Source organism: Candidatus Methanoperedens sp. BLZ2, from assembly GCF_002487355.1.
Taxonomy (GTDB): domain Archaea; phylum Halobacteriota; class Methanosarcinia; order Methanosarcinales; family Methanoperedenaceae; genus Methanoperedens.
Window position 1 is genome coordinate 1 of sequence record NZ_NTMG01000039.1, and the last position, 26305, is coordinate 26305.

27 protein-coding genes and 1 tRNA gene are annotated in these 26305 nt (G+C 40.6%); 14 read left to right on the forward strand and 14 right to left on the reverse strand.

Translation table 11 applies throughout. The annotated features are described in order from the left end of the window. Window positions 1-145 precede the first annotated feature (145 nt). The 5 genes from CL181_RS06405 (at window position 146) to CL181_RS06425 (ending at window position 3967) form a co-directional block, all read left to right on the forward strand. Window positions 146-1543: an acetate--CoA ligase family protein gene (locus CL181_RS06405; protein WP_097298476.1), complete on the forward strand. Its 1398-nt coding sequence runs from the start codon at window positions 146-148 to the stop codon at window positions 1541-1543. 2 nt (window positions 1544-1545) lie between these two features. Continuing rightward, entirely contained in the window at window positions 1546-2193 is a 648-nt protein-coding gene (locus tag CL181_RS06410; protein ID WP_097298477.1) for an acetate--CoA ligase family protein, read from the forward strand. A gap of 48 nt (window positions 2194-2241) precedes the next feature. Continuing rightward, window positions 2242-3381, forward strand: a complete 1140-nt coding sequence (locus tag CL181_RS06415) for a winged helix DNA-binding domain-containing protein (protein WP_176505098.1) — start codon at window positions 2242-2244, stop codon at window positions 3379-3381. Window positions 3382-3403: 22 nt separating this feature from the next. Then, window positions 3404-3868 carry a methylated-DNA--[protein]-cysteine S-methyltransferase gene (locus tag CL181_RS06420; RefSeq protein WP_255251455.1) on the forward strand — a complete coding sequence of 155 codons (465 nt, stop codon included), beginning with the start codon at window positions 3404-3406 and terminating at the stop codon, window positions 3866-3868. Window positions 3869-3895: 27 nt separating this feature from the next. Then, a tRNA-Arg gene (locus tag CL181_RS06425) sits at window positions 3896-3967 on the forward strand. A 273-nt stretch (window positions 3968-4240) separates the two neighbouring features. Here the strand turns inward: CL181_RS06425 and CL181_RS06430 are convergent. From CL181_RS06430 to CL181_RS06450, 4 genes are all read right to left on the reverse strand, one after another. Next, a complete protein-coding gene (locus CL181_RS06430) occupies window positions 4241-5221 on the reverse strand; it encodes a radical SAM protein (protein ID WP_097298500.1) in 981 nt (326 codons plus the stop codon). Window positions 5222-5223: 2 nt separating this feature from the next. After that, on the reverse strand, window positions 5224-6213 hold the full coding sequence (locus tag CL181_RS06435) for a DUF128 domain-containing protein (RefSeq protein ID WP_097298479.1): 990 nt from the start codon (window positions 6211-6213) through the stop codon (window positions 5224-5226). A 23-nt stretch (window positions 6214-6236) separates the two neighbouring features. Beyond that, window positions 6237-7562 carry a type I glutamate--ammonia ligase gene (gene glnA / locus CL181_RS06440; RefSeq protein WP_097298480.1) on the reverse strand — a complete coding sequence of 442 codons (1326 nt, stop codon included), beginning with the start codon at window positions 7560-7562 and terminating at the stop codon, window positions 6237-6239. A gap of 337 nt (window positions 7563-7899) precedes the next feature. Then, window positions 7900-8328 carry a DUF61 family protein gene (locus CL181_RS06450; protein ID WP_217993110.1) on the reverse strand — a complete coding sequence of 143 codons (429 nt, stop codon included), beginning with the start codon at window positions 8326-8328 and terminating at the stop codon, window positions 7900-7902. Between the two features lie 103 nt (window positions 8329-8431). Here CL181_RS06450 and CL181_RS06455 point away from each other — a divergent pair, with 103 nt between their 5' ends. Continuing rightward, the gene (locus CL181_RS06455; RefSeq protein WP_097298482.1) at window positions 8432-8980 is read left to right on the forward strand and encodes a glycerophosphodiester phosphodiesterase; all 549 of its coding nucleotides are present in this window, start codon (window positions 8432-8434) and stop codon (window positions 8978-8980) included. 8 nt (window positions 8981-8988) lie between these two features. Here the strand turns inward: CL181_RS06455 and CL181_RS06460 are convergent, their stop codons facing one another. From CL181_RS06460 to cfbA, 3 genes are read right to left on the reverse strand one after another with little or no spacing between them, the layout of a single operon-like run. Next, complete coding sequence (locus tag CL181_RS06460; RefSeq protein WP_097298483.1) at window positions 8989-9915, reverse strand: deoxyhypusine synthase; 927 nt, start codon at window positions 9913-9915, stop codon at window positions 8989-8991. Window positions 9916-9957: 42 nt separating this feature from the next. Beyond that, window positions 9958-11331: a coenzyme F430 synthase gene (gene cfbE, locus CL181_RS06465; RefSeq protein WP_097298484.1), complete on the reverse strand. Its 1374-nt coding sequence runs from the start codon at window positions 11329-11331 to the stop codon at window positions 9958-9960. A gap of 13 nt (window positions 11332-11344) precedes the next feature. Continuing rightward, window positions 11345-11749, reverse strand: coding sequence for a sirohydrochlorin nickelochelatase (gene cfbA, locus CL181_RS06470; RefSeq protein WP_097298485.1), 405 nt, complete (start codon window positions 11747-11749; stop codon window positions 11345-11347). A 187-nt stretch (window positions 11750-11936) separates the two neighbouring features. On the opposite strand from cfbA, the gene CL181_RS21485 reads away from it, so the two are divergent. Further along, on the forward strand, window positions 11937-12002 hold the full coding sequence (locus tag CL181_RS21485; RefSeq protein ID WP_369332916.1) for a hypothetical protein: 66 nt from the start codon (window positions 11937-11939) through the stop codon (window positions 12000-12002). 252 nt (window positions 12003-12254) lie between these two features. On the opposite strand, the gene CL181_RS06480 is transcribed toward CL181_RS21485, so the two are convergent. From CL181_RS06480 to CL181_RS06490, 3 genes are all read right to left on the reverse strand, one after another. Next, complete coding sequence (locus tag CL181_RS06480) at window positions 12255-13892, reverse strand: HD domain-containing protein (protein ID WP_097298486.1); 1638 nt, start codon at window positions 13890-13892, stop codon at window positions 12255-12257. A gap of 86 nt (window positions 13893-13978) precedes the next feature. Continuing rightward, entirely contained in the window at window positions 13979-14410 is a 432-nt protein-coding gene (locus tag CL181_RS06485) for a hypothetical protein (RefSeq protein WP_176505099.1), read from the reverse strand. Window positions 14411-14476: 66 nt separating this feature from the next. Next, complete coding sequence (locus tag CL181_RS06490) at window positions 14477-14815, reverse strand: hypothetical protein (RefSeq protein ID WP_097298488.1); 339 nt, start codon at window positions 14813-14815, stop codon at window positions 14477-14479. Window positions 14816-14968: 153 nt separating this feature from the next. On the opposite strand from CL181_RS06490, the gene CL181_RS06495 reads away from it, so the two are divergent. The 5 genes from CL181_RS06495 (at window position 14969) to CL181_RS06515 (ending at window position 18508) form a co-directional block, all read left to right on the forward strand. Further along, window positions 14969-15355 (forward strand): hypothetical protein, encoded by a 387-nt coding sequence (locus tag CL181_RS06495; protein ID WP_097298489.1) that lies wholly within the window; start codon window positions 14969-14971, stop codon window positions 15353-15355. A 429-nt stretch (window positions 15356-15784) separates the two neighbouring features. After that, window positions 15785-16318 carry a tRNA (cytidine(56)-2'-O)-methyltransferase gene (locus CL181_RS06500; protein WP_255251457.1) on the forward strand — a complete coding sequence of 178 codons (534 nt, stop codon included), beginning with the start codon at window positions 15785-15787 and terminating at the stop codon, window positions 16316-16318. Then, entirely contained in the window at window positions 16315-17430 is a 1116-nt protein-coding gene (locus CL181_RS06505) for an ATP-grasp domain-containing protein (RefSeq protein WP_097298491.1), read from the forward strand. Before CL181_RS06500 ends, CL181_RS06505 begins: the two co-directional genes overlap by 4 nt. Before the next feature lie 35 nt (window positions 17431-17465). Then, a complete protein-coding gene (locus tag CL181_RS06510; RefSeq protein WP_097298503.1) occupies window positions 17466-17984 on the forward strand; it encodes a transcription factor in 519 nt (172 codons plus the stop codon). Further along, entirely contained in the window at window positions 17981-18508 is a 528-nt protein-coding gene (locus tag CL181_RS06515; RefSeq protein WP_097298492.1) for a TIGR00295 family protein, read from the forward strand. The genes CL181_RS06510 and CL181_RS06515 overlap by 4 nt, the downstream gene beginning before the upstream one ends. Here CL181_RS06515 and CL181_RS06520 read toward each other — a convergent pair. After that, window positions 18495-18815: a DUF2551 domain-containing protein gene (locus tag CL181_RS06520; RefSeq protein ID WP_097298493.1), complete on the reverse strand. Its 321-nt coding sequence runs from the start codon at window positions 18813-18815 to the stop codon at window positions 18495-18497. The genes CL181_RS06515 and CL181_RS06520 overlap by 14 nt on opposite strands. Before the next feature lie 183 nt (window positions 18816-18998). Between CL181_RS06520 and CL181_RS06525 the strand changes: the two genes are divergently transcribed. Together CL181_RS06525 and afpA are read left to right on the forward strand one after the other, a co-directional pair. Beyond that, a complete protein-coding gene (locus CL181_RS06525; protein ID WP_097298494.1) occupies window positions 18999-19427 on the forward strand; it encodes a peptidylprolyl isomerase in 429 nt (142 codons plus the stop codon). A 5-nt stretch (window positions 19428-19432) separates the two neighbouring features. After that, window positions 19433-19990, forward strand: a complete 558-nt coding sequence (gene afpA, locus CL181_RS06530) for an archaeoflavoprotein AfpA (protein WP_097298495.1) — start codon at window positions 19433-19435, stop codon at window positions 19988-19990. 1 nt (window position 19991) lies between these two features. Here afpA and smc read toward each other — a convergent pair whose 3' ends face one another. From smc to aspS, 3 genes are all read right to left on the reverse strand, one after another. Further along, window positions 19992-23504 (reverse strand): chromosome segregation protein SMC, encoded by a 3513-nt coding sequence (smc, locus tag CL181_RS06535; protein WP_097298496.1) that lies wholly within the window; start codon window positions 23502-23504, stop codon window positions 19992-19994. Further along, window positions 23504-24196 carry a hypothetical protein gene (locus tag CL181_RS06540; RefSeq protein WP_097298497.1) on the reverse strand — a complete coding sequence of 231 codons (693 nt, stop codon included), beginning with the start codon at window positions 24194-24196 and terminating at the stop codon, window positions 23504-23506. Before CL181_RS06540 ends, smc begins: the two co-directional genes overlap by 1 nt. A gap of 86 nt (window positions 24197-24282) precedes the next feature. Further along, the gene (gene aspS / locus CL181_RS06545; protein WP_097298498.1) at window positions 24283-25581 is read right to left on the reverse strand and encodes an aspartate--tRNA(Asn) ligase; all 1299 of its coding nucleotides are present in this window, start codon (window positions 25579-25581) and stop codon (window positions 24283-24285) included. Window positions 25582-26305 lie beyond the last annotated feature (724 nt).

The following is a 26305-nucleotide window of genomic DNA, read 5'->3' on the forward strand; positions in this document are numbered from 1 at the left end:
GTTCTTTCCATTCAAGATTCCATTATAATAAGGGATTATATAGCCATTATGATAACGATGTGAAAGTATTATTTTGGGGCGGGGTACGATCCCTCCCCGTATTGAAATACGGGGTATCTTCTACCCCTGCGCCCCGGAGGACACAATGAATGTAATGCTGTCTTCTATATTCGAACCGGAATCAGTAGCAGTAATAGGTGCATCAAATAACGAGTCTAAATGGGGAGGACGGATACTCAAAAACCTGTTAAGCGGTTTTCAGGGGAAGATATATCCTGTCAATCCGAATGAAAATATTGTCCAGGGCCTTGATTCCTATCCGTCGGTTCTTGATATTCCAGGAACAGTAGAGCTTGGGGTAATAATTGTGCCTAATAAATATGTCCATTCAATCGCGGAAGAATGCGGAAAAAAAGGCGTTAAGGGGCTTATTGTAATAAGTGCAGGATTTAGCGAGGCTGGAAATGAAGATGCTGAACTTGAACTGGTCTCAATCGCACGAAAATACGGCATGCGAATGATAGGGCCTAATACGCTTGGTATTGTCAATGAGCGCGCAAGGCTAAATGCAAGCATTATCGGAAGACTTCCGCACCCTGGATCGATATCTTTTATCACGCAGAGTGGCTCTCTTGGTCTTGCCCTTGCCGAATGGACGATCGCTACTGAACTTGGCCTCAGTAAAGTGATAAGCACCGGCAATAAGGCCGAGACTGATGACGTTGACCTTATCGAATACTTAAGCAGCGACCCTTCAACTGGCGTCATAGCCATGTATATTGAAGGGATAAAGCGCGGAAGAAAGTTCCTTGACGCTGCCCGAAACATCAAAAAACCGATCGTGGTTATCAAGACCGGACGGTCAAAGCGGGGGGCAAAAGCAGTTTTTTCACATACAGGCTCAATTGCGGGATCTGATGAGGTTTATTCTGCGGCTTTCAGGCAGGCAGGAATATTGCGCGTGGATACGATCGATGAACTTTTTGACGCTGCCCTGGCATTCTCATGCCAGCCTCTTCCACAAGGGAATAATGTTGCCATCTTTTCAAATGGCGGCGGAGCATCAATAGTTGCGGCTGATGAATGTGAGAAACAGGGCATAAATATTGCAGACCTGACAGGGGAAACAAAGGAAAAAATAAAAAAAGTCATCCCGGAATTTGCATCGGTTTCAAATCCGATAGATACGGCAGGAACCGTCTCATTCAAGATATATAATGATTCCATCAAAGCGCTTTATGATGACCCGAATGTGGATGCCATCATAGCCATCTATGTCCATACAATGATCTCAAACGCAATGCCTCCTGCTGAAGCAGTGGTTGAAATGAAACAAAAATGTGACAAGGAAATTGGAAAAAAACCCATAATCGCATGCTGGATGGGGGGCATGGGCACTGAGGAAGGGGTGGATCTTTTAAAGAGTGGATGTGTTCCGAATTATCCTGTTCCTGAGAGGGCAGTGAAGGCTCTTTCTGCTCTAATAAAGCACCGGAAATTCCTGGAAACAGTAAAGACACATGATGCTCAGGCAGGGAAGTGATTATGAGAATACTTACTGAACACGAAGCAAAAAAGCTTCTTTCAAAATACGGGATACCTGTTACGAAAGAGAGTATTGCAGAAAGCGCTGTTGAAGCCCTTGCAATCGCTGCAAAGATAGGAACTCCGGTTGCCATGAAAATTTCATCGCCTGATATTTCACATAAAAGCGATGTGGGGGGCGTGGAGTTAAATGTAGTTGTGGGAAATGTTAAGACGACCTATAACAAAATAATTTCGCGGATTAATAAAGTAAATCCTGACGCGAGAATTGAAGGAATCCTTGTACAGCAGATGGCGCCTCCAGGCCATGAGACAATTATAGGCCTGAAAAAGGATGCGCAGTTCGGTCATGCTATTATGTTCGGCCTTGGCGGGATATTCGTTGAAGTTTATAAAGATGTTTCATTCAGGGTCGTTCCTATAGAACAAAATGAAGCCCTGGATATGATCTCGGAAATAAAGGGATATCCCATATTAAAAGGTATCAGGGGAAGGAAACCTGCTGATATTGAGGCGATAGCTCGTGTTCTTGTTGCAGTTTCCGGGATGGCGCAAAAGGAGAACATTGCCGAACTTGATATCAATCCACTGATAGTTGGTGAAACCGGGGCTGTGGCAGTGGATGCAAGAGCGATGGTGGAAGAATAGTTTTTGATCATTGTGAAACAAAAACAGAATAATTAGATGAGAGAAAAGATGCATATAGATATAGATGCCGATATAGAGGAAATAAATCAATTCGTATTATATAAACAGCATCTTGCTGAGCATTCAAAGACAGAGAACAAGTGTTTGGTTGAAGTTGTAAAAGATATCTGTGGCCTTCATGCTCAGATTGCATCAACCCCTTATCTTTCATTATGGAATAGAATAGATAATTTTCAAAAGGAAGATTTGAGCAAAGAATTGTACGAAAGGAGAACGTTAATCAAGATATGGGGAGTGCGGGCAACACTTCATATAGTTCCGGCGGATCATGTTGTGGAATATTATCAAGCGACTAAACGAGCAGGAGGAAGACATCCTCTTATCAGATTCGAACCTATTCATGATCGAATGTTAAAAATCCTGGATGAGAAAGGCCCGCTTACAGCACAAGAATTGACTGAGCATATATCAGAACTTAAGAAGAAGGTTAAGACTAAATATGGAGATATGAGCCTTGGACAATGGAGTCTGCGTCAAATGTGCCATTCTGCTATCCTTGTTCCGGATAAACCAAAAGGAGACTGGACGAGCAACCTCCATACCTATGCAACCTTTAGAAAATGGTTGCCATCTGTCGATTTGCATGCTCTGGGCGAACATGAGGCTAAAGAGAGAGTTATTTTACATTACCTTTCAGGTTTCGGGCCTGCTATGGTCGAGGACATTGCCTGGTGGATTGGCAATACTAAAGGAGAGGTCAAAGAAATTCTGGAAGAAATGGGGGATAAAGTAGAAAATATTAAAATTCGCGGGTTAGAGGGAATGTTTTTCATCCTTAAATCTGATTTGGAGCATTTACAAGGATTTTCTTCCGGAAAAGATACTGTACATCTTCTCCCAAAGTTTGATCCGTATATTATGGGTTATAAGAACAGGCAGAGACTGATATCGAAAGAATACGAGAAGAAAGTGTATTGGAGCACAAGAGGGGAAATATCCCCCTCTATTTTGGTTAATGGGCACATTATTGGAACATGGAGTTTCAAAGAAGATAAAAATAGATTAAAAATTGCCCTTTCCTTTTTTGAAAAAACGAATAAACCCCTGATAAAAGTGATTGAACAACAAGCTGAAAGGCTTGCTCACTTTATGAGTGGAAAAGATTCCGAAATTATTTTACAGGGGTAAAAACTGTAAGGAGAAACCGAAAATGAAATATAACACCGATGTAATTTTTTCAAAAATTCTTGATCGTTATATAGGGATAGAATATGGTACAAAATTGCGATCAATCAGGTTTGTCCGGCCTGGAAAACAACGTATGGAAAAAAAGACACATGACGCTACAAACGAATTAGAACGTTATTTTGATGGGGAAGCAATTGATTTTTCATTGGATGTGGACATATCCTATCTATCACCCTTTGAACAAAAAGTGCTTATGGAAACCAGAAAGATCAAGTACGGAAAAACAATTACCTATTCTGAACTGGCAGAAAAGATAGGCAGCAGGGCAGTGCGGGCAGTCGGGAACGCACTTGGCAAAAATCCAATCCCCATTATCATTCCCTGCCACAGGGTAGTAGCAAAGAAGGGCATCGGTGGATACTCGGAAGGAATAGATATTAAAACCAGATTGCTGGAACTTGAACAGGTAAATGCCAATAACCTTTAATATGTCAAAAATGAATGTGGGGTCAGAGCCCCGATGGGGTAGCGGATATCCTTTGAGATTGCGGATCTTAAGACCTGGGTTCAATTCCCAGCCGGGGCGTAAAGGTTAAGTGTAACGCCGTATCCAGTCAGGATATTAGACTTGGCTGGATAAAAGGGCTTGGCTGATCAGTGATCTGCAGCATTCGTTCATGTTTTTTTTAGTTGCAACTCAACTTAAGTACGAGGTCTGTAGCTAGCGTTTCTGGCATGATATGCATCCTATCTCAATATATTTACTTACAACATCCCATCCCTGCAGATCATGGCAACAGCCTGGCGCCCGGAGATGCTCATCACAAAACTCCTTGAAATGGGAGAATTCTCTCCTCAATCATAAATCAACATGCGGATTCAGATCGCATCCCGTACACGGCAGGCACATTGTCTTTGCCTTACTTGCATCAAGCCCGTATTTATCAAGTATCCTGCGTGACATTTTTGCAAGTTTTAGCAGCCTTTCTGCGGTTGGGCGCTCAGCCTCCAGTTCACCAAAGCGCAGGGGATGCACGCCCACAGCGCGGATTATCGGGATCACGCCCATTTTCGCGAGTATCTCATAATTCTCTTCAATTGTTTCATCGGTCTCTCCCAGCCCTGCAATGAAATTGGTAAAAACGTTGTTTTTCCCGAATATTTTGACAGCATCCTTCAGGCATTCGAGTGTGAAATCAAGTGGAGGCTTCTTGCAGTATTTCTCATAAAGTTCCCTGTCCATGGTCTCAACATTGTATTTGACTTCACTTGCTCCCGCTTCTTTCAATATACGGGATGAGGCCTTTGTTGGATAGACAGAAACGCCTATCGGGACATTGTATTTCTTCAGTTTTTTAACCAGCTCTGCCGCCCTTTCCACTTCTTTTTCAGGTGACACTTCAACTCCTGATGTCAGGGAAATTCCTTTCATCCTGCCCAATTTGAAGGCTTCTTCTACAAGTGCAAGCAATTCTTCTGAAGATTTGACCTTTCCATTCAATTTCGGGACAGGGCAGAATTTGCAATCATAGATGCAGCGCTCACTCATTGTAATATATGCCTGCTCAGGACAATGTATGAGTTCTTCCTCGATCGTTCCTCTCACGAACTCCTTCCCGCCTTTTATGATCACGATCTCGCCATTATCATTATCTTTAACCGCGCGAAGCGGTGAGCCTTCATCCACAACGAGCCGCACACGGTGACCGCCTGATTTGAAGAAAAAAGCCTTGCCTCCGGCGCCCGGTCCTGCTGTTGGGATGGTCAGCCTTCCAAGAATTGACGGGTCAATATCAATTGCCCCGATAGAAATGAGTTCAGCCTTGATCTGCGCATTCATTTTCATAGTGCGGTCAATTCCTTGAAATCCATGATCGTTGATATCGGAAATGTTGCCACATTAATTCCGCTTTCCTCAACGGCTGCCATGATATTTGTCCCCGCATATACCACAACTCCTACTTTTCCGGAATCAACAGGAGCATTGAGCACCGACATTCCTGGTTCCCCGATCCGGGTAATATCAGCGATCCCTATACCCATTGCAGATTTCAAAACTTTTTGAGCTTCCAGGACAGACGACATCGGGATCTCACGAAGGTTTGCAAGAAGTCTTCCTGAACCCGTATCAACAGCATCAAGCACATGTGTCATTTTCTTTGAGATAAAGATCTTCATAGGATCAATAGATGTACCATTATAAACAATAATATCCTCAAAACCTGTTGGCTTCCTGTTTTTCACATCCAGTAATCCTCCGTATTTCGGAGTAACGGGAATACCGTTTTTTAGCAAAACCCCGTCGATCGTTATGCTGCACATAGTGGCAATTCCAATTTTGCCTTCAGGGATGTTGATATCAGAATTTGAAGTCTCTTCCTCCATTATTTTTACAAAAGGACTGAAACAATAACCTTCACTTATCACATGCTGCATGACCTCAAGAGTTTTATCGATATCTTTTTTATCGATGATCGAAGTATTGATGATCACATTTCCCTGCCCGGTCTTAAGATCAAAAGTAGTATCGTAAATGAGTTTCTCTATTCTTGTTATAATAAAACCCATTCTGTCCCCGACAAGTGCATTTTCAAGTTCCTTTGTCCCGCGCTCTGTAATGATCCTTCCGTCATAACCCTGGCGTTTAGTGAGACCGCGCTCATCAAGGATGCGGAGGTGATAACGGACACCCCTTTCTCCAATGGGGTATCCGCGCTCGTTCATCTTGTCGGCAATAAGCCGCGCCCCTATGGGCTCCTGGTTCTCATGGAGTATCCGCAGTATCTCTATGAGTTTTCTTTGAACCATTGAGTCTATAGTTGTTGTGTTCATTCGTCCTGTAATATGTCTCCTGCTTATATAATATTCAGGTAGCGGTTAATTTCCCAGTCATGTACGCTTATCCTGTATGCATCCCATTCTGCCCTTCCAAGTCTCATGAAATCCTCATAGACATGTTCTCCGAGTGCATCTTTTACTACTTTGTCGGTTTCAAGGTTATCAAGCGCTTCCTTAAGGCTGCCAGGAAGGGATTCGATCCCGTGATTTTTGCGTCCTTCATCATCAAGATGGAACAGGTTAAGTGTTGTTGGCTCACCCGGATCAATCTTATTGTCAATACCGTCAAGTCCTGCCATAAGGATCACAGCAAAGGATAGATATGGGTTGCAGGATGGATCAGGACTCCTGAGTTCAACGCGAGTGCTCATGCCTCTTGCTGCGGGTATGCGTATCATGGATGAGCGGTTGGCCCCTGACCATGCGATATACACCGGGGCTTCATAACCCGGAACGATCCTCTTATAACTGTTAACAATGGGATTCGTGACAGCAGTAAATGATTTAACGTGTTTTTTCAGGCCGCCAACGAAATATCTTAAAGTATCGCTGACTTGCATATCCTTTGATTCATCATAGAATGCATTTTTCCCATTCTTAAATAAGGAGATATTCGTGTGCATACCTGAGCCGTTAATACCAAAGATTGGTTTTGGCATGAAAGATGCATGCAAATCATTTTTCTGCGCGATGGTCTTGGTAACGAACTTGAAGGTAATGACATTATCAGCCGTCTTTAACGCGTCGCCATATTTGAAATCTATCTCATGCTGCCCTATAGAGACCTCATGATGAGAAGCTTCAATGTTGAATCCCATATTCTCAAGTGCTACTACTATATTCTGTCGTATCTCTTCAGCCTGGTCTATGGGAGGAAAGTCAAAGTAGCCCCCGAAGTCATGGGGGATAACGGTTGCCTGCCCGTCTTTTCTCTTGAAGAAAAAGAATTCAAGCTCAGGCCCGGTGTTCATTACAAAACCTTTCTTGGCGGCTGCCTGTATTGCCCTCTTTAAGACATAGCGAGGGTCGCCTTCAAAGGGCTTTCCGTCCGGCCTGTAAACATCGCATATTATCCTTGCCACCTTTCCGCCGTTAATATCCCATGGAAGGATCATATAAGTGTTATTATCAGGTTTCAGGATCATGTCAGATTCTTCTATCCTGACAAATCCCTCGATCGAAGAACCATCAAATGCTATTCCTGATGTAAGGGCTTTTTCTGCCTGTGATACAGGTATGCCCACGTTCTTGACCATTCCGCCAATGTCAACAAACTGGAGTCTTAAAAACCTGACCTGGTTTTCCTCTATGGATCTTAATATATCTTCATTTGTAATTGCCATGTTCATCACTTATCTTTTCTTATCTGTTTCATTTTCACTTTATTACTATCTATTATTATAAATCATTCTGTGTTATGATTAAATCCTTTTTACCTATCCCGCTTTGCCAATTTTGCCTTTTCGTGATACTTGACGCCGGAAACTTATCCTTTATTGGTTTTGCCATTTTCTTTTCTCCTTTGGTTTTATGGTCCCACATATCCTCATCTGGTTTTTTAGATTCGTTTACAATCAAACAACGTTTACAATTTTTTACCCAACTTGAGATAACTCAAATGAAGATATGTATTGACCGACTATAGGCTACCGTTTGCAGGCTTATATAGTTTTCTATCAGTTACATCGTAAACATGAACTGTGTGGTTGTTGGAAGTTCTTTTCGTACTTTCCTGAGGTGGGGATAATAGATGATTATGAAATCCTTAGCATCCTTTTTCTTAAGCTCTTCATCATCATACAGGACTCTGTTTACTACCATGGATTCTACCCTTCCCGAAATCTTAATCGTGCCCCTTTCCATCGAGGAACACATCTCAAGATATATGGGAAGCCTCAATTTATCATGCTCCCATCCAGGTATTATGGAAGCGATCTTTTCAAGTTCTTTTTTGTCAAATGAATGAGTTGAACCATCCAGGTTTTTTATGTTTGGCCTGTCTTCCGCAAGAAGTTCTTTGAGCGTTCTCCTTTTTGCGGGGAGATGCCTGTTCAGCGTCTGTATGAACTTCATGGAGATCATTTTCTCGAAATTGTTTTCATTGAACATAGATAATCCAGGTGCTTTGATTGTTACAGCTTTTTCAATTTACTATACAATCGGGGCAAACTATATATTTTGTCAGGGATAATATTAATCTGGAGTTGATCCCTTGAATTTTAAGGTAGAAGATATATTAAGTGAAGGTTTTGATATTTACAAGAAACAGTTCGCTGTATTTATTACTGCCGCAGTGGTCGCAGCAATAGGTTCGATTCTTATAATTACGGCACCTCCACTGCTCTTCGGCCTCTACATAATGGGAAGGAAGATCATTCGGGGGGAAGAAGTGGAAATAAAAGACGTTTTCAAAGGTTTTGATTATTTCGCCATAAGCTGGGTGATGGTTATTATTGGCGGCCTGGCAATAGCAGCCGGATTAATTCTTCTCATTATCCCGGGACTGATACTAATAGTCCTTTTCCAGTATGCCATCCCGATCGCGATAGGAGAAAAACTTGGGGCTATAGATTCACTCAAAAAAAGCTACAGGATCGGAAGGGATAATTTCGAATTCTCGATAGTACTCGGTGTTATCCTGCTGTTGATCAATAGTATCGGGGCAGCTCTTGGTGTGGGTGGGTTCATAACATACCCATTTACTGTAATATGCCTCTGGATAGCGACCCAGAAACTGATCAGAGAGAATAAGATTATCTGAATTTGATCTTATTTTAATTTTCCACTTTTTGCCGCAGCCACTATTATGGGAAGCGTGATCGTCGCATCGGAATATACTGTCACAGACCTTGCATTCTCACCGATCTTACCCCATGAGCGCGCCTCATCAAGTGTTGCGCCTGAAAGTCCGCCGGTCTCAGGCCTGTCCATGGTGAGCTGGATTGCATAATCAAAAGAACGCGGAGTAACGAGCATAGACTGCAAAATGAAATTCTTGGGTACGCCGCCGCCGATTATAACAACTCCGGCGCGTTTTGCCTCATAGCACCTGTCGATCAATCCCCTCATATCAGCAAAGACATCCACATTCAGCGGCTTTGTCTGCTTATACAGCCATGCCTGCAATCCGATGATGGAATCCTGGATGGCAGGGCAATAAACAGGTACACCCATATCGTATGCGCTTTTTAATATCGAGTTTTTGTCATCGAGTCTTTCTCCAATGTGTGAGAGAAGTTCAGTAATCGAAAGCTTCTCAGGGATCTCTTTGAAAATTGATTGCATTTTCTCTTCAAGATCAGTGAAATGACGTTCAGGCAGGAACACATCATATATACGGTTGACAGCATCGTGCTTTAACTGGATATCATCTGTTACATCAGTTCCTTTGTAATGGTGAAGTCCCAGGGACTCGATCATGTCATGAACAAGGTTGGCGCCTGTGCTGACAAGAATATCAATTTCCCGGCTCCGTATCATATCGCTTACAATATGCCTCATCCCCGCAGGCACCATCGCCCCTGCAAGGCCGAAGAATTTTGTGCAGTCCCTGTCATGTATCATTTCCCGGTATATGTCAACAGCTTCATAAATGCGGCCTGCACCGAAAGCACAGCCCGAAAAAGAGGAAACAAGCTCGCTGACAGACATATTTTCCGTTATTCTTGCGGGAATAATTGGTTTATTAAGCTCCATATTGTTGTAGTAGTTATCTTTTGATTGTTTAGATTTACCGCTTCACCTGAAACACTTTACACAGGATAAAATGATATCCTTTTCCTTTGTCAATGATTTTGCAAGCTCGATCCCGCCTGGCAGATCATTTGCATGATAGATTTTTGTTGGGTCAGTTTTAACGAATTGTTTCATCCTTTCCCCCACAAGTATGATGGCAGCAAGTTCATTTATATGCTTATGAATAAATCTGTCGACACCCGATGGATCAAGTCCTTCGCATACTTCTTTTGCTTCTTCACCAAGCACCATGACAATTCTTTTGCCTTCGTTTTTTGAATAATCAAGCGCTTTTTCAGCTGTCCTGATATCCATTCCTGAGTTCGAGTTATCGATCAGTATTCTTCCATCAAGGGATTTTTTTGTCATCCGCCCCTGTGCACCCTTAAATTCCAGTAATGTACGCTCAATTGCCGAAGCATCGATATCCAGGGCAAGAGCAGCAGCAGTAGCACATACAAAGGCAGTTTTATAAGAAGTTATATCGTAATCTGCCGCTTCCCTGATATGGATCTTACCATGTTTATTTCCAAGAAAATAGGCTATTGTTCCGCCTTTGCGGTCCATGCTCTCATAATAAACATTGCATGAAGCATTGACTGAATCGGTAAATGAGATAACATTAATATCCCTCCTGCATGCCCCGAAAAACCTCAAAGCATCATTATTTATAACAAGCACACTTCCAGGCCTGGCGTCAAGTATCATCCTGCGCTTTGCATCACTTGCAAGCTTTGTATTGTTGGCGATCTTATAATCATTGGTTATAGTTGTAATTATACCAACATCGGCTGAACCGGTTCCACCAAGTGAAACCTCGGATATGAACACATCGAATTCAATCCCTGCCTCGTGAACAGCATCAAGCGCTGTGAGGATGCTTGCCGGGGTTATGCTCAATCCTTTCCTGATTATTGTTCTTGTACTCCAGTCTTCAAGACCCCTGCTTGTATGCGAGATTACTTTTTTTTCCTTTGATAAAATATCTGCCAGCAGGATCGCAGTGCTTGTTTTGGCTTTTGTACCGGTCAGCTCGATAAGAGTTTTGTTCTTTAAGTCGTATCCTGATAATATCTGTCCGACTACTTGATGGTGGGATAAAACCGGGATCTTATTCGCTGCCGCATCCAGAAGCATTAGATAATTAGAATCAAGGTGCATCGGGGCTACTATAAAATCAAAATCCGATGCTTTTAAGGATTCCCTTGAAGTTTTGATCCCCTCACTTTCAAGTTCATCCAATAATTCAGGACCGAGCTTCCTGTACACATCTATAGCAGTCACTGATCCTGTGATTTTCTTTAACTTCCTGGCTATTACAGCCCCGCCATGTGTCAGATCAAGTACAGCAATCCTGGATGAACTATTAAATAGCATCAATTATTAAACATTAATTCGAGGAAATGGCTTCGTTAACCCTCTTGTATGCCAGCTCTGCGACCAGTTCATCAACGCCCAGAGGTTCTGAATAAATAAGTGCTACATCCTTGCCATCAATTTTTATCATGGTTTTCCGGGATTCCTTGCTTATGCCAAGGATCTGGGGAATATCTTCCATTGTATGTACGCCATGTGCCAGGAAAATGGGAACAGCTACTATTTTAGAAACTCCGGTTCCCTTGAAACCATCAAGCCCTTCCTTCATTGTCGGGGTGTTCATATTCATAAAACCGATCCTGACCACAACATCCTTATATTTTTTAGCGATCAGGTCCGCAACTCCACTGACGACCTCTTTATTATGCGGATGTCTGCTTCCATGTCCAAGTGCAAGTATTCCAATTTTTTCAGTCATATAAATCCTCATTTAATAATTATAATTGATTTCGGGTTTTTATGGTAGTGGCATCTTATAACACTTTTGGAAACAATTATAATATCATGAAACCTTGTCTTTATCCACTAAATGCTTTTTTTAGATTCAATAATCCGGACCATGTACACATTTTTTCAAATATCCTCCAAAATATTCCCTGAGCTTTATAGCAAAGAGGTTGAAAGGTGGGACAAGCAGAATATTGAGGAAAGAATTTCCACATCTTTTGTGATGAGCATTTGTGGGCGCCAAGCTGCTACCATGGATCTGTGGAATGGATGGGAGGTTATGGAGAAATACACCCAAACACAAGATAAACACCATGCAAAACCGACTGCTACAGGCCTGTACTTAAGTCCGGAGTTTAATGACTGCTTCTACACTCGTTCTCATGCTCCCGAAAAACAGCGGAGTCCAGAATGTCTTCAACACAAGAAAACCGGCGCCTTGATAAAAATCTGTATTCAATTCGATATCTGAAGAATTAGTGTTGTTTAGCTTCCGGTGGAAGATATTTATCGATCATAAATTCCTTAAATTTTTCGATAACCGAATTTGTTTGAATATATTCTTTACTTCCTATCAATAAAAATTTGTTTAAAGATATATTTTTTTCTTTCTGAGTTTTTGATGTATCTTTAAAATAACCACAACTTCCATCCGATTTTCTAATCACTAAATCCTTAAGACCTCTTTTTTTAGTTCCTTCGCGATCATAATTTTGAATCAATTCATCATCAGAAGGGATATAGTGAGGCAATGAAAACAATATAGGGGGAATTTCTAAGCTAGGAATATTGCACTTTATGTCACAAAATTTTGCAAATTTTATTTCATCATCAATTTTGTACTGAAAACCAGCCGTTTTTGAATAAAGTGCGACAGCTATTTTTAGTGATCGATAAAAATCAAAATCAAATTGGTCTTGTAGATTATATTTATTAATCAATGAATATAACGGCTTGCCATTTAATTGCGAGTTAATTTGATTATAAATCCCACTTGGAGAAAACAATCGTAAGAACTCATTAAGTTCACAATCTGTCAATAATAAGAATTTTTCGGTAATTTCATTATTAGATTGTCCGTAATTTATTTTAAGTGTACAAAAAATGCTATGAACTATAACTTCATCTAAGATTAATTTCTCATCATTTTCATAAACTTGATCATACATATTTTTTCTATCATTCAAGAAACCGAGAAGACTTGATTCTATATTTTCATCAAATGCCAATGATATTCTTTTCTTGCCTTCACTTTTAAGATCACAAAAGTGAGAATGTCTTATTATATTATCTATTTTAACTATTTTGGTTATTCCTGTGTGAATGCCATCCCTTAAGATATAGTCCATTCTGTCAGCATCGATTTCTGAATCCAATAGATCGCCATAAGCAGGAGGATAATTATCTGTGCGAAAAAATATTGATTTTAATAAATCAATATTTATTGTATTGATAGACTCAATAGCCCCTTTTAATTGGCTTTTTTCGTCCGTTAAGTAAATTTCTAGCAGTGTTTTATCGATTTTCCTATCATATGAAATAATATGCGATGGTACTAGAAATTCTTTAATGCTATCTAAAGAATGACCAAGTGGTGGATGCGCAAGATCATGTATTAATGCTGCGACTTCTAAAGTTATTTTATCAGTATTTGAAATTTCTTCTTCTTCGATTAGGTGCTCACAAAACTTCCGCATTATGAATAAAGTTCCAAGTTGATGTTCATCTCTTGTATGTTTAGCACCCGGGAAGATTGTATAGGCAGTGGATAACTGTTTGATGGCATTGCATCTACGAACTATTGGAATATTTAATAGATATTGAATTTCAGGAGTTATATCGACTATGTCATGAACTGGTATCCATACCGTAGTATTCTTATTCCATTCATCTGGATCATACTTTTTAACCTTTGTGAAATATTGGTCAACATGTGCTTTTAACCAAAGGTCTATTAATTCAACTTTGTTACTCTGAGATTGAGTAGATATATTCGGAAATATTTCAGAAAACTTTTTGAAAATAGCAGATGCAATTTTTTCTTCAGTTTCTATAGATAATTTCTCTTTTGCATAAATATCTAAGAACTCGTTGGCTTGTTTAGTTAATTTCACTTTATCTTCTCCAGCATTATTATGAGCTTAATCGTTAATTTGATTGATTATTTTTACCTAAACGTTTAAAGAGAGTTTACAGTTTACTATTCACTTATTTTCAAATTGTACAGATGTAATAATGATATTTTGATGGAATCATTCGAATCCATGAATTTGATTTCCTCTCCTTTACGTAATCTACCAATTAAATTGAACAATAATTCCTTATCTTTCTCTGACTTAGAATATTTATAGATGAGAAATATAGAATTTATTAAAGATATTATTGACATAAGAATTATAAATATAAAAACCCCTAATAGTATTCCTCCAATAAACCAGTGGTCAGTTATTGCTAACACTATCCGATTTTCTATTTCCTTTGAGTTTGAAAAACTCCCAGAAACATTGGTGTCCACATTAGAATAATTTGACGAAAATCCATGGTCGATTGAGAGATTTATTTCATTCTTGAAATTAAATATATAGAAGATGGAGAGGGATATAAGCCCCACCGTTGCAGTCCAAAACTTCATAATATAATGTGCCAGATGAACTGCCAATAGATATATCAAGTCTCTTAACAAAATTGAAAAATTCATTCATTTCACAAATAAACTATTAAATTTATCTCTTACCCTTTCTGGTATTTCAAGCTGTTTAAAAATATTTTTTCCATTTTCTGTAAGTTTACAATGTGGATTAGTAAAATCAGTTTCAATCCATCCCACGTCTTCGAAAACTCTTAAATCATCAAAAATTTCTTCAGATGCTAAATCTCCATTAAAGCCGCTCTGAAAACCATATGTGATGACACCGATTTCCTCGAATTTCTTAATCTTATTTTCAATATCCTCAAGAGCGATCATATCACGCTCATCTCTTTCAACCATATTTCCCATGATTGCCAGTAAGAATCCTCCTGGTTTATTTATTTCCATAAATCACCTCTATGTCCGACCAATAAATAGTATGTTTTAATTGAATATTTAAATACCTTTTTCATAAACTTCTATATAAAGGCTTTTAATCAATCTTACCCGAAAAGATTATATTATATAGTAGCTATATACAGCTACTATAGTAACTTCATTATGGACCATCATAACATTGCTGAGTTATATACACAAGTAAAAATCTTATCAGTATTGGAAATAAATGACTCAATCAGCGATATGCAACGTAAGACTTCATTATCTTTTGTTACAACACAAAAAGGAGTTAATGATTTAGAGAAAATTCAATTAATAAAGACAGAAAAAAAATTAAATAAAAAGGGAAGATCCAGAGAATGTATATGGTTTTCAGAGGAACACCACATTTTTTGTAAACAATTAATAATAATTTTAGATAACTTGAATATGTATCTAAATAATAAAATCGCCATTGAACTCAAAATCAAAGAAACCATGAATAAACTAACTAAAGTAAAAATTGAACGAAAAATTGATGATAAGCAATCTACTTTAGAGAGCTATTAAAAATAAATTGGTGAATGATTGCTTTTGAATGAACCATTTGCCCCGCTTAAATATTATTATCAAATAATTGGTAAAAGCTCTAACCTTTGAGCATTCTCATGATGTCCCGGATTTCCAATCCGGTCGGTTCTTGACTGCAGGCGATAGGCGTCTTTCATGCTCTCAAAAGTCGATAGGAATCCACAACCTATACAAAATTCAACTCCAGGCGCATATTATAGATATGCTTTATCGTGATGTTCGAACTCATGGAAAGTCACGATCTCGTTTTCTTAGCAATTTTTGCCAATACTCATTCCCAGATGTTTCCATTTATATCAAATAAATCCCAGGGATTGGCTTAAATAGCATTTTGTTTATTCGAGTTTCAAAAGCAATGCTCCAGAAATGCATCAATTTAAATCTCAGAAAGTATATTCACCTCAACTTATGCGAATTGTTATATTAAGACTCGGCCACCGCATCCAGAGGGACCAGAGAATAACCACTCATGTAGCACTTACTGCCCGCGCCCTGGGGGCCGAGGGCATGCTCCTTGATTCTGACGACAGCGGCATTGAAAAAAGCCTGCAGGAAGTAGGAGTCAGCTGGGGCGGCTCATTCTATGTCAAGAGGATCACCAGCTGGAAAAGCGAGATAAAAAAATGGAAAGATGCCGGAGGAAAGGTAATTCATCTTACAATGTATGGTATCAGTCTTCCCGATGCAATACCTGAAATTACAGCCGATGCCCTCATGATTGTGGTGGGCGCTGAAAAAGTCCCACCTGAAATATATAGTCTTGCTGACTGGAATGTTGGTGTGGGAAACCAGCCGCATTCCGAGGTTGCAGCCCTTGCCATAACTCTTGACAGGCTTCAGGCTGCATCAGGTAAAGATGCCCTGAGGACACAATTTCCAGGTGGAGAACGTCAAATAATTCCGCACACGGCAGGAAAAGAGGTAATAAGCAAAGTAAAATGATCAAGAAAGTCCTCATGATCGGCAACAGTGTCCGCAATATAGCTTGCTCTGCAAAAAAAGCAGGATATATTGTTTATGCCCTCGACCTTTTTGGAGATGTGGATATGCAAAAATGCGCAAATAAGACGCAGCTTCTTGGAAATAAGTCCATGAATGAATTACAGGATTTGGTTGAATCGTTTGGGGATGTTGATGCAATAATCCTTGGATCGGGTTTTGAAACTCTGACTCTGAATTTAAAAAATACATTGAATAACACACCGAAAATCGCAGAGGAAGCCGCAGATAAATTAAAGCTGCCTGAGAAACTGGACTCACTGGGTATCCCCCACCCGATGACAGAACCGATCGATAAAGCAGATGGCCTGGATTTCCCGCTTATGATCAAACCCAGGGCAGGGTCGGGTGGTATGAGGAATGTCGTAGTCAGGAACGAAGCTGAAATGAATAATTTTAGAGATAAATTTGACTCACATGATTTCATAGCCCAGGAATTCATTGAAGGAGTACCCTGCAGCGCCTCATTAATAAGTACAGGGGATGATGCCGTAGTTGTTGCTTTGAATGAACAGCTAATAGGGATCCCGTGGCTGACAAGAGTGCCATTTGCATATTGCGGTAATATCACACCATTCCATGCAAAATTTAACGAAAAAATGATACAATACGCAAAACAGATCGCCATTGAGTTTAAGCTTGGGGGTTCTAACGGTGTGGATTTCATGATGAACGATAAAGGCATACAGGTCCTTGAGATAAATCCACGTTTCCAGGGAAGTCTTGATACTGTTGAGCTTTCAACGGGACTGAATATTTTTGATGCGCATGTAAGATCATTTGAAGGGAAACTTCCGCAATTAAGAGAGTCGGGATGTTTTGCTGCAAAGACCATTATTTTTGCAGAAAAGGAATTGGTGATCACAAAAGAGGTCTCGGACATTCTTATAAAATGCATGAGTTATGGGAAAGCCGCAGATATTCCACAACCAGGCCTCACGATCCATCCCGATGAGCCCGTAACAACTCTACTTGCAACAGCCAGGACTCGCATGACGGTTTTTGATAAAGTCAGAAAAACTTGCGAATTGATTAAAAGGAGAACGGAAGTTTAAAGTCATAATAAAACCATAATAATATGGTGAATTTTCTGGTTGATTTAAACGATCCCGTTATTAAAGGTTATCTAATAAATCTTGTAGGTGAGGAAGGGTATAAAGTAGTTGCGAATATGCCCGAAGGTGAGGTCACGGATGAAAAGATAGCCCAGGCTACTGGTGTTTTATTGAATATCGTTCGGCGTACCCTTTTCATATTATATGAGAACAGGCTTGCCAGTTATCGCAGGGAAAGGGATACAGACAGCGGCTGGTTAACATATCTCTGGAAACTTGATCTGAGTAATTTAAACCGCCAGCTCGAACTTGAAGCGAAGAAGCTTTTAAAGAACCTCAAGACAAAACTCGAATATGAGGAAGATAAAGTATTCTATATCTGTGAAAAACAGGATGGCAGGTTCCTGTTTGAAATAGCGGCTGAAATGGAATTCAAATGCCCTTTTTGTGGTGGTGAATTGATTTTCGAGGAGAATGAACCTGTAATAGATGCATTAAAACAAAGGATCATAAAGCTTGAAGATCTGACTTCCTCTTCAGGTGCAGCTGCTTGAATGAAAAAGATGCGATTGATTTATTGATACGATCAGGATGCTCTGCTGATGTTATCGAACATTGCAGAGCTGTAGCGGATTACGCAAAAAAGATCGCTTTAAATATCCGGGATAATGCCACACACAAAGGGCAACCGGTACAGATCGACATTGAAGCTGTTTTCTTTGGGGCTTTGCTTCATGATATCGGACGGTCAAAGACGCATGGCATAGGTCATGCTGTAGCAGGTGCTAAAATTGCACTTGAAAATGGACTTGATGAAAAATTAGTAAAGATCATTGAACGGCATATCGGTGCAGGGATCCCGGAAGAAGAAGCAAAAGGTCTTGGACTTCCTGAAAAGGATTATATGCCTGCAACTATTGAAGAGAAGATCGTTGCTCATGCAGACAACCTTACTTTTGGCAAAGAGATCGGAACAATTGATGAACTTATCATTAATTTAAGAAAAAAAAAGCTGGATGAAAAAGTTATCGATCGGTTTATCGTATTAAACAATGAAATATCGGCTATGATGGTTTAGCTGTGCTTTTGTTTAATGCGCTCTCTACAATATCCACATACTCTTCCTTTAAAGAATATACTATTGGGGTTTTATATGATTCCTTGTATGCATGCAGTATCCCCAGTTTTGAGTGAATATAACCCATTGTTGAAGCAACAGCGCTGAATGAAATTTTGAATTTCTTGTTCAACTCTTTAAACAGTTGGTCAACAGTGAGTCTTTTTAATCGTAACAGGATGTCGATTATGAATTTTCTGATACCATCCATATCAAGCTCAAGATACACTTCAAGCCTTCTTTTTATTCGCACCTTTAGTGAGTCCATTCCTATATTCCTTGCTATACTAAAAAACCTCTTTTATAATATATATACTTTTCTACATATATTCAATAATGTATTGTCTATAGTATATAATACATAATGTTCCTAATATACAATGTTCCTAATATACAATGTTCTTGACAAAAAGCAATTATACCATGACCACCACTAACTACAACGATAATTATGCCAAACAGAACTGCAATCTTAGAAACCACGAAAGGAAATATAAAATTTGAACTTTATGAAACTGAAGCACCGATCACTACAAAGAACTTCATAGACCTCGCGCAAAAGGGGTTCTATAACGGGCTTACGTTCCACAGGGTCATACGCGGTTTTATGATTCAGGGAGGATGTCCTAAAGGAGATGGAACAGGCGGTCCGGGGTATACAATACGCGATGAATTTCATCCAAAACTAAAACACACAAAAGGTGCGGTGTCTATGGCTAATGCAGGTCCCAACACCGGGGGGAGCCAGTTCTTTATCACAGAAGCGCCACAACCCCACCTTGACGGGAAACATTCTGTATTCGGGCAGGTAAAAGAAGGTCAGAACGTGGTCGAGAGCATCAAAAAAGGCGACAAGATCATAAAAGTCACAATACAATAATCTTAATGACTCTAAGAATTGCATGGGGAATAACAGGCTGTGGTGATTATCTCAAAGAGAGCCTCGACATAATGAAAGAGTTGAGGCTTGAATATGATCTTGATGTCAGGGTATTTCTTTCCCAGGCAGGCGAGATGGTCGTAAAATGGTACAAGCTCTTTAATGACTTAAAAGCGAGCTTCCCCAAAATATATTCGGAAAAATCCCCTAATATCCCCTTCCTTGTTGGGGATTTGCAGCTTGGGAAATATGATTTTATCATCATCACACCTTCCACTTCCAATACAGTGGCAAAAATCGCAGCAGGTATATCGGATACCCTGCTCTCAAATGCGGCTGCCCAGGCTATGAAAGCAAAAGTGCCCGTATATATTTTCCCGGCTGACCAGACTAAGGGGGATATTGTCACAGATCTGCCAGGGGGCAAGAAATTGACGCTCACGATGCGGGATGTTGACCTTGATGCCGTGGAGAAACTGCGGAAAATGAAGGGAATAACTGTACTGGGGCACCCTGATGAAATAAGAGGGGTCGTGCAAAAACATATTGAAAGAAAGAAATAATTCAATTCAACTTGATCCCGGTCACACTCGAAATATTATTCTCCTGCATCGCAACCCCGATCGTGCGTTTGGCCGCCTCAATCATGGGTTTTCTCAGCGACACTACAATGAACTGCGCATTGCCTGCGGATTTCTGGATGCGCCTTGCCACCCTTTCAGCATTTACCCCATCAAGGAACATATCGATCTCATCAAATGCATAAAAAGGCGCAGGCCTGTACTGCTGGATAGCAAAAAGTAGTGACAATGCGGTCAGGCTTTTCTCGCCGCCGGACATGGCTTCAAGGCGTTGTAATGTCTTTTCGGAGGGCTGGGCTTTTATTGTCATCCCGCCTGTGAATGGCTCATCCGGGTTTTCAAGGAATAGCGAGCCTGTGCCTTCGGATAATTCTGCAAAGACCTGCTTGAATTGCTCATTGACACCATTAAAAGTCTCCATGAAGGATTCTTTCTTGAGTTCTTCATATTTCTTGATGCGGATCAATAGCTCCTCCCGTTCATTGAACAGTATGTCGCGTCGTGATTTAAGGTCTTTTTGCCTGTTCTCCACCTCGTTATACTCATCGATCGCCCTCATATTCACAGGTTCAAGTTTCTCCATAGCCCTCGTAAGCGCCTGTAATCTCTGGGTGATCGCTTCAGATGACGGTATCTCCTCATTTCGCTCTATTCCAAGCCCTGCAATTTCATTATCAAGCTTGATAATCTGCTCTGTTAATGCGTCTTTTGTGGAATACAATGCCTGCAAATTCCGGTCAATATCGATTTTTAACCTTTCGGCATCCAGGAGCCTGTCTTTTAAGGATGAGTGTTCTTTCTGTACCAGCGCCCTTTTATCCTGAAGCTCCAGAAGTTCCCCGCCCAATTCTTTTTCCCTTGATCTCTTAAGATTCAGGTCTGATTCAAAGGTCTTGATGTTCTCCTTCAAGCCATTGACCTTCAAGCGGTGTTCTTCTTTCTTTGTATCCAGTTCCAAAAGCCTCTGTCGGGTCTCATCGATCCTGGCCTGGGCATATTTACGCTCAAGTGTTACTGCATTGATCCCTGCTTCAATATCCCTTATCCTGCTCTCAAGCCTCTGGATCTCCTCTTCGATCTGTGTTGCCCTGTTGTTAAGTTCAGGAACCTCTGAGCCCTTTAACAACAATTCGATCTTACTGATTTCTTCAAGTATTGTATTGATCGCCGCATCTTTCTCTCGTTTCTGGCTTTCCACATTATCCATGTCACTTTTGATCTTTATGCGGACAGCCTCGATTTCCTTAAGTTCCCTGTTCCTCGTTTCGATCACTTCAGTTAAACGGGTGCCGCGTCCCTCGATTTCAGCTAACTGCATCTTTAACCTTGTGACCTCATTATCAAAAACAGCAGATTCTGACTTGATCCCGGAAAGATGTTCTTCAAGTGTTTCAAGTTTCTTTACAGCGGATTTTCGCCTGCCCTCATATTCTGATATCTGCTCTGCGATCTTCTTGATATTATCTTCTTCACCGCTTGCAAATGAGAGCCTTGATTTGATAGAACCACCGGTCATTGCCCCGCCTTTTTCCAGGAGTTCACCCTCAAGCGTCACCAATCGCTTATTTCCCATAAGCCGCCTTGCGGTTGTCAGATTCTCCGAAACAAGTGTATCCCGGAATACGTACCAGAACGCAGGATCAAACTTTGTATCATAATTCACAAGATTAATAGCATAATCGATGATGCCTTCTTTTTCTGTTTTTGACATTTTTTGCGCCCCTTCCATCTTGTTAAGGGGCAGGAATGTCACCCTGCCAAGGCGTCGCTCTTTCAGGTAATTGATCGCACGTGCGGCATCCTCATCAGAATCAACCACAACGGATTGTAAACGCGCGCCGGCTGCTATCTCAAGGGCAACCGAATATTTCTTATCTACTTTGCCAAGTTCTGCTATCGTGCCATAAATACCCGGTAATTGTTTGTTCTTTCGGGCACTGAGAATTGCATCAACAGGCCCGCTGTAACTGATCTCAGCAGCAGCCCTGATCCTGGCCTCTGATTTTGCATACTCCTGGTGGAATGTCCTGAGGGTATTTTCGATATCTGAAATCACGCTCTTTATCTGCACCCTGTTTTTCTCAAGGTCGATCAGGTCGCGTGAAAGCTCACGTTTCTTGCCGCTTATTTCTTCGATTCCCGCCTTTGCATTTGTGGCATCAAGACCAGCAGACTTCATTTTGGAGATGGCATCCTCAATCTCAAGCTCCCTGTCCCTGCTTTCTGATGACTTCCTGCGGGCAGAATCAAGCAGGCGGTCTTCTTCTCGCATCAATTCATTTTTTTCATTCTTCAGGGTCTCAAGACCAAGTTTTGCAACTGTTAGCCTGTCACGGGTCTCAACAAACTTTGCATCAACTTCTGATATCTTACTCTTTAAAATAAGAAGCTGCGTATTTTTATTGCTGACCTCTCCTTTAATAGTTTCATTACGCTGGGTTTCTTCTTTCAGTCTGGCATCAAATTCCTTTATATTACCCTGGACAGCATCCACATCAAGGAAAGCTTTCCTTTTCCGGGAGTCAATATCATTTATTTCATTTTCTGCAAGTTCGATCGTGCTCATGCAGCGGGAGATCTCACCCCTTATTGTTTCGATCTCTTTCCTGAGGGTTATCTGTTCGTTCTCGCCTTTCTGGATAATTAATGAATTTAATGCTGAAAGATTTTCTTCGATATCAAGAAGTTCCTTTTTGCGATCTTCAATTTGTTTTATAATATCAATTTTTTTTGTCTCTTTATCCTGCAATTCCCCGCCAAGTCTTTCCAGTTCCTTCTTTGCGTCTTTTTGCCTGGCAAGAAGAATATAGCCTTCATATTTTCTTTTTTCATCACGAAGCGACTGGTATTTTAAAGCCTGGTCACGTTCCTGCCTTAGTTTACTCATCTGGTCATCGACTTCAGCAAGAATGATATCAACCCGTTCAATTCTTTCACGGACAATATCCAGTTCATTTAGAGCCTGGTCTTTTTTCTCATCGAACTCAGCAACGCCTGCTATCTCATCTATGATTTTTCGCCGTTCAGTCTGGGTCATTTCGATTATAGCTGTGACATCTCCCTGCATGACCACATTATAACATTCCGGCGTTATCTTGGCTTTTGAAAGGTAATTATGGATATCATTTAAGCTTACTGCTTTTTCATTAAAATAATAATAACTGTAATAGCCTGATTCCGTGCGTCTTATTTTGCGGGTTATCTCGATCTCGTCTGAATCCACCGGCATCTCTCTATCGGTATTGTCAAAACGGATCGTGACCTGGGCAAAATCCCTTTTTACTTTTGTATCACCATTAAATATAAGATCTGTAAGTTTCTCAGCACGCAAAACCCTGGAACTTGAGAGACCAAGACAAAAAAGGATACTATCGACTATATTTGATTTACCACTTCCGTTTGGGCCGGAAATGGTCGTGAAATCATCAAAGAAGGGTATTTTTACTTTTTTTCCAAAGGATTTGAAATTTTGAAGCTCTATCTCTTTGATATGCACTATTTACCTCTTCTCAAGGTCTCGCTTATTTCCACTCCTTCCATTATCTTTTCACTTTTCTTTGATGTCGGCTTTTTAAGCTGTTCTTTCTGCTGTTCTCTTGCCTTTTCATCAGCATCAATTGGCTTTTCGTTAGCTTCAATTATAGGCGCTTGTTTTCTCTTTTCCCTGGGAACATAATTGTCAGCTATGATGTATTGGGTCTTTGGCCTTTCCTTTTCAGCAGGTTTTGCCTCTTCTTTACGTTTTATCTCTTCTTTTGGCTTGACCTCCTGTCTTGCCCTTAGCTCTTCTCTTGGTTTGGGAGGTCTTAATTCCTGTATTATTGATTTCTGGTCAAGAAGCTCTTTCATTACACCATCATAAGCGCTATTGAGCTCGATGAGCCTGCGTTCCATTCGTTCCATGCGGGTCTCGTAATGGCGCAGTGTGTTTGTTTCAGTACTTTTTTTCTCCATGACCGAATCCCTGAGGGATTTATTCATCTGGATTATCTCATTGATCTTTTCGCCAAATTTTGTCCTCATGTCTTCAAGTGTCGATTCCCGGAGCTTTATTTTATCAGTAAAACGTTTTTCCATTTCAATGACAATGGATTCCCGCAATGCTTCCTGCATTTGTGTAAACTCTTTATCCCTGGCAGCCAGTTTTTGTTCAAGCCTCTCTATTATGATATCCCTTTCAGTGCTCATCTAAATCCCTCTTTCTCTTAACGGTCAAATAGTTTTTGGTAAATCTTGACTCTTCGCATTATAAACATACTTTTAAGTTAAATAATTTATGGAGATAACCGCCTTCTGTCTCGCGGGAATAATACGACTTCGCGTATATTTTCAATCCCGAGCATTGTCATTAACAGGCGTTCTGCCCCGACCCCCCAGCCGGAATGGGGCGGCATGCCGTATTTGAAAGCCTTGAGATAGAAATCAAAACCATCGGCATTCAATCCCTGGGCAGTAATCCGTTCGCGTAATAATTCAGGATCATGTACGCGCTGCGCCCCTGATGATAATTCCATGCGCGGATGCATCATATCAAATGCCCTGCACAGTTCCGGTCTATCTTCATATGGCAAAGCATAGAATGGTTTGATCCTGGAAGGCCAGTCAGTGATGAAATAATGCTCACCGATCGTTTTTCCTATTGAGTGTTCGGATTCAGTGGAAAGGTCGTCGCCCCATTCGATCTGTTCGCCATTGTCTTTTGCGATCTTGATGGCTTCAGTATAGGTTAGTCGCTTGAAGGGAAGCTGCGGTATTTTTATTTCAACACCCAGGTTTTTCAAATAAATCTGGCCATTTTCTGCAATATATTTGTAAACATAATTTACGAGGTTCTCAAGTATCACCATTACATCTTCATTGTCAAGGAAGCTTGCTTCAATATCAATAGATGTTGCCTCATTCAGATGCTTTCTTGTATCATGTTCCTCAGCCCGGAAAATCGGGCCGATCTCATAAACGCGGTCAAGTCCTCCTGACATCATAAGCTGCTTGAATAATTGCGGGCTCTGGTTGAGGAATGCCTCGCGTTCAAAATAAGTGATCGGGAAAAGCGCTGTTCCACCTTCAGTGGCTGTAGCTACTACTTTCGGGGTTGTGATCTCGACAAAACCCTCCCTGTCAAGGTATTCGCGGATACTTTTCAGAAGAAGGTTGCGCAGCCTGAATATAGATGTTGTCCTGAGCCGCCGCATGTCCATAAAGCGCACATCCAGGCGGGTATCAAGGTCTGCGTCCACTTTTCCCGTGGTATCCATCGGAAGCGGTGATTCGGCTTTTCCAAGTACAGTAACAGCTGTCGGGACAAGTTCATAGCCATTTGGCGCTTTTGCCTCTTTCTTGACAGTTCCCGTAACACAAACGACCGATTCGCGGCTTATGCCTTTAACGATCTCAAGCACATTCTTATCAATGGCTTTCTTAAAAAGCGTGACCTGTATCAGTCCTTCCCTGTCCCTTACAACAAGGAACATAATCCCGCCAAGATCGCGTATCTCATGCGCCCATCCGCAAACGGTGACAGTGTTTGCGTTCATTTCCGGGGTTATCTGGTTTGAGTAATGAGTTCTTATCATTGGTATCAGGGGGCTTTAATGAGCAGGAGGATTATTAATATATCGGGAAGTGAGGGGAATGGGTGCGTGGAGAGAGTAATCTGATGTTAATATCTGGTAATAAAACAGACGAAATTCTTATTACTTATAAAAATCCAGACAGTATAATTATAGAGTATATAGTATTTATATATTTTTAAATATGTAACTTATTTTCATATACAAAGTATTTGAAAATTCTTTCTTCCCCGGAATGGGTTCATTGCAAAATAATATGATAAGTAAAAGTCATCTAATAAGAGACTGTCGGAAAAGTCCTGTTTTTAGGATTTTAGAACTAACAGTCTAAAATCGATGTGTCGATACATGTCGGTTTACTTACATCAATATTTTAGAGTGTTTCAATTTAGGCACTTTTCCGACAGTCTCAATAAAGGTTATATTCAGTTTTGAATCGGCTTTTACCAGAAAACAATATCCAGGAGGCAATTTTCTATGCTTACGCCCATACATCGTATAATTGCTTCCATAAATGCACTATGACCCACATTCCGTACCCTTTAATTTTATAAATTTTAATTTAAGTATACAGCCGTAGCATTTTGGAAACTTTTTATTATCTTCTGGTTTGAGAAACCACAGAGAGCACAGAGAGCACAGAGAGCACAGAGTACACAGAGAAAAGCGCCAAAGCTGTCGAGTAGAGCCCATAGCCCACCTTTTATTGAGGTAATAGCCCCAGGGT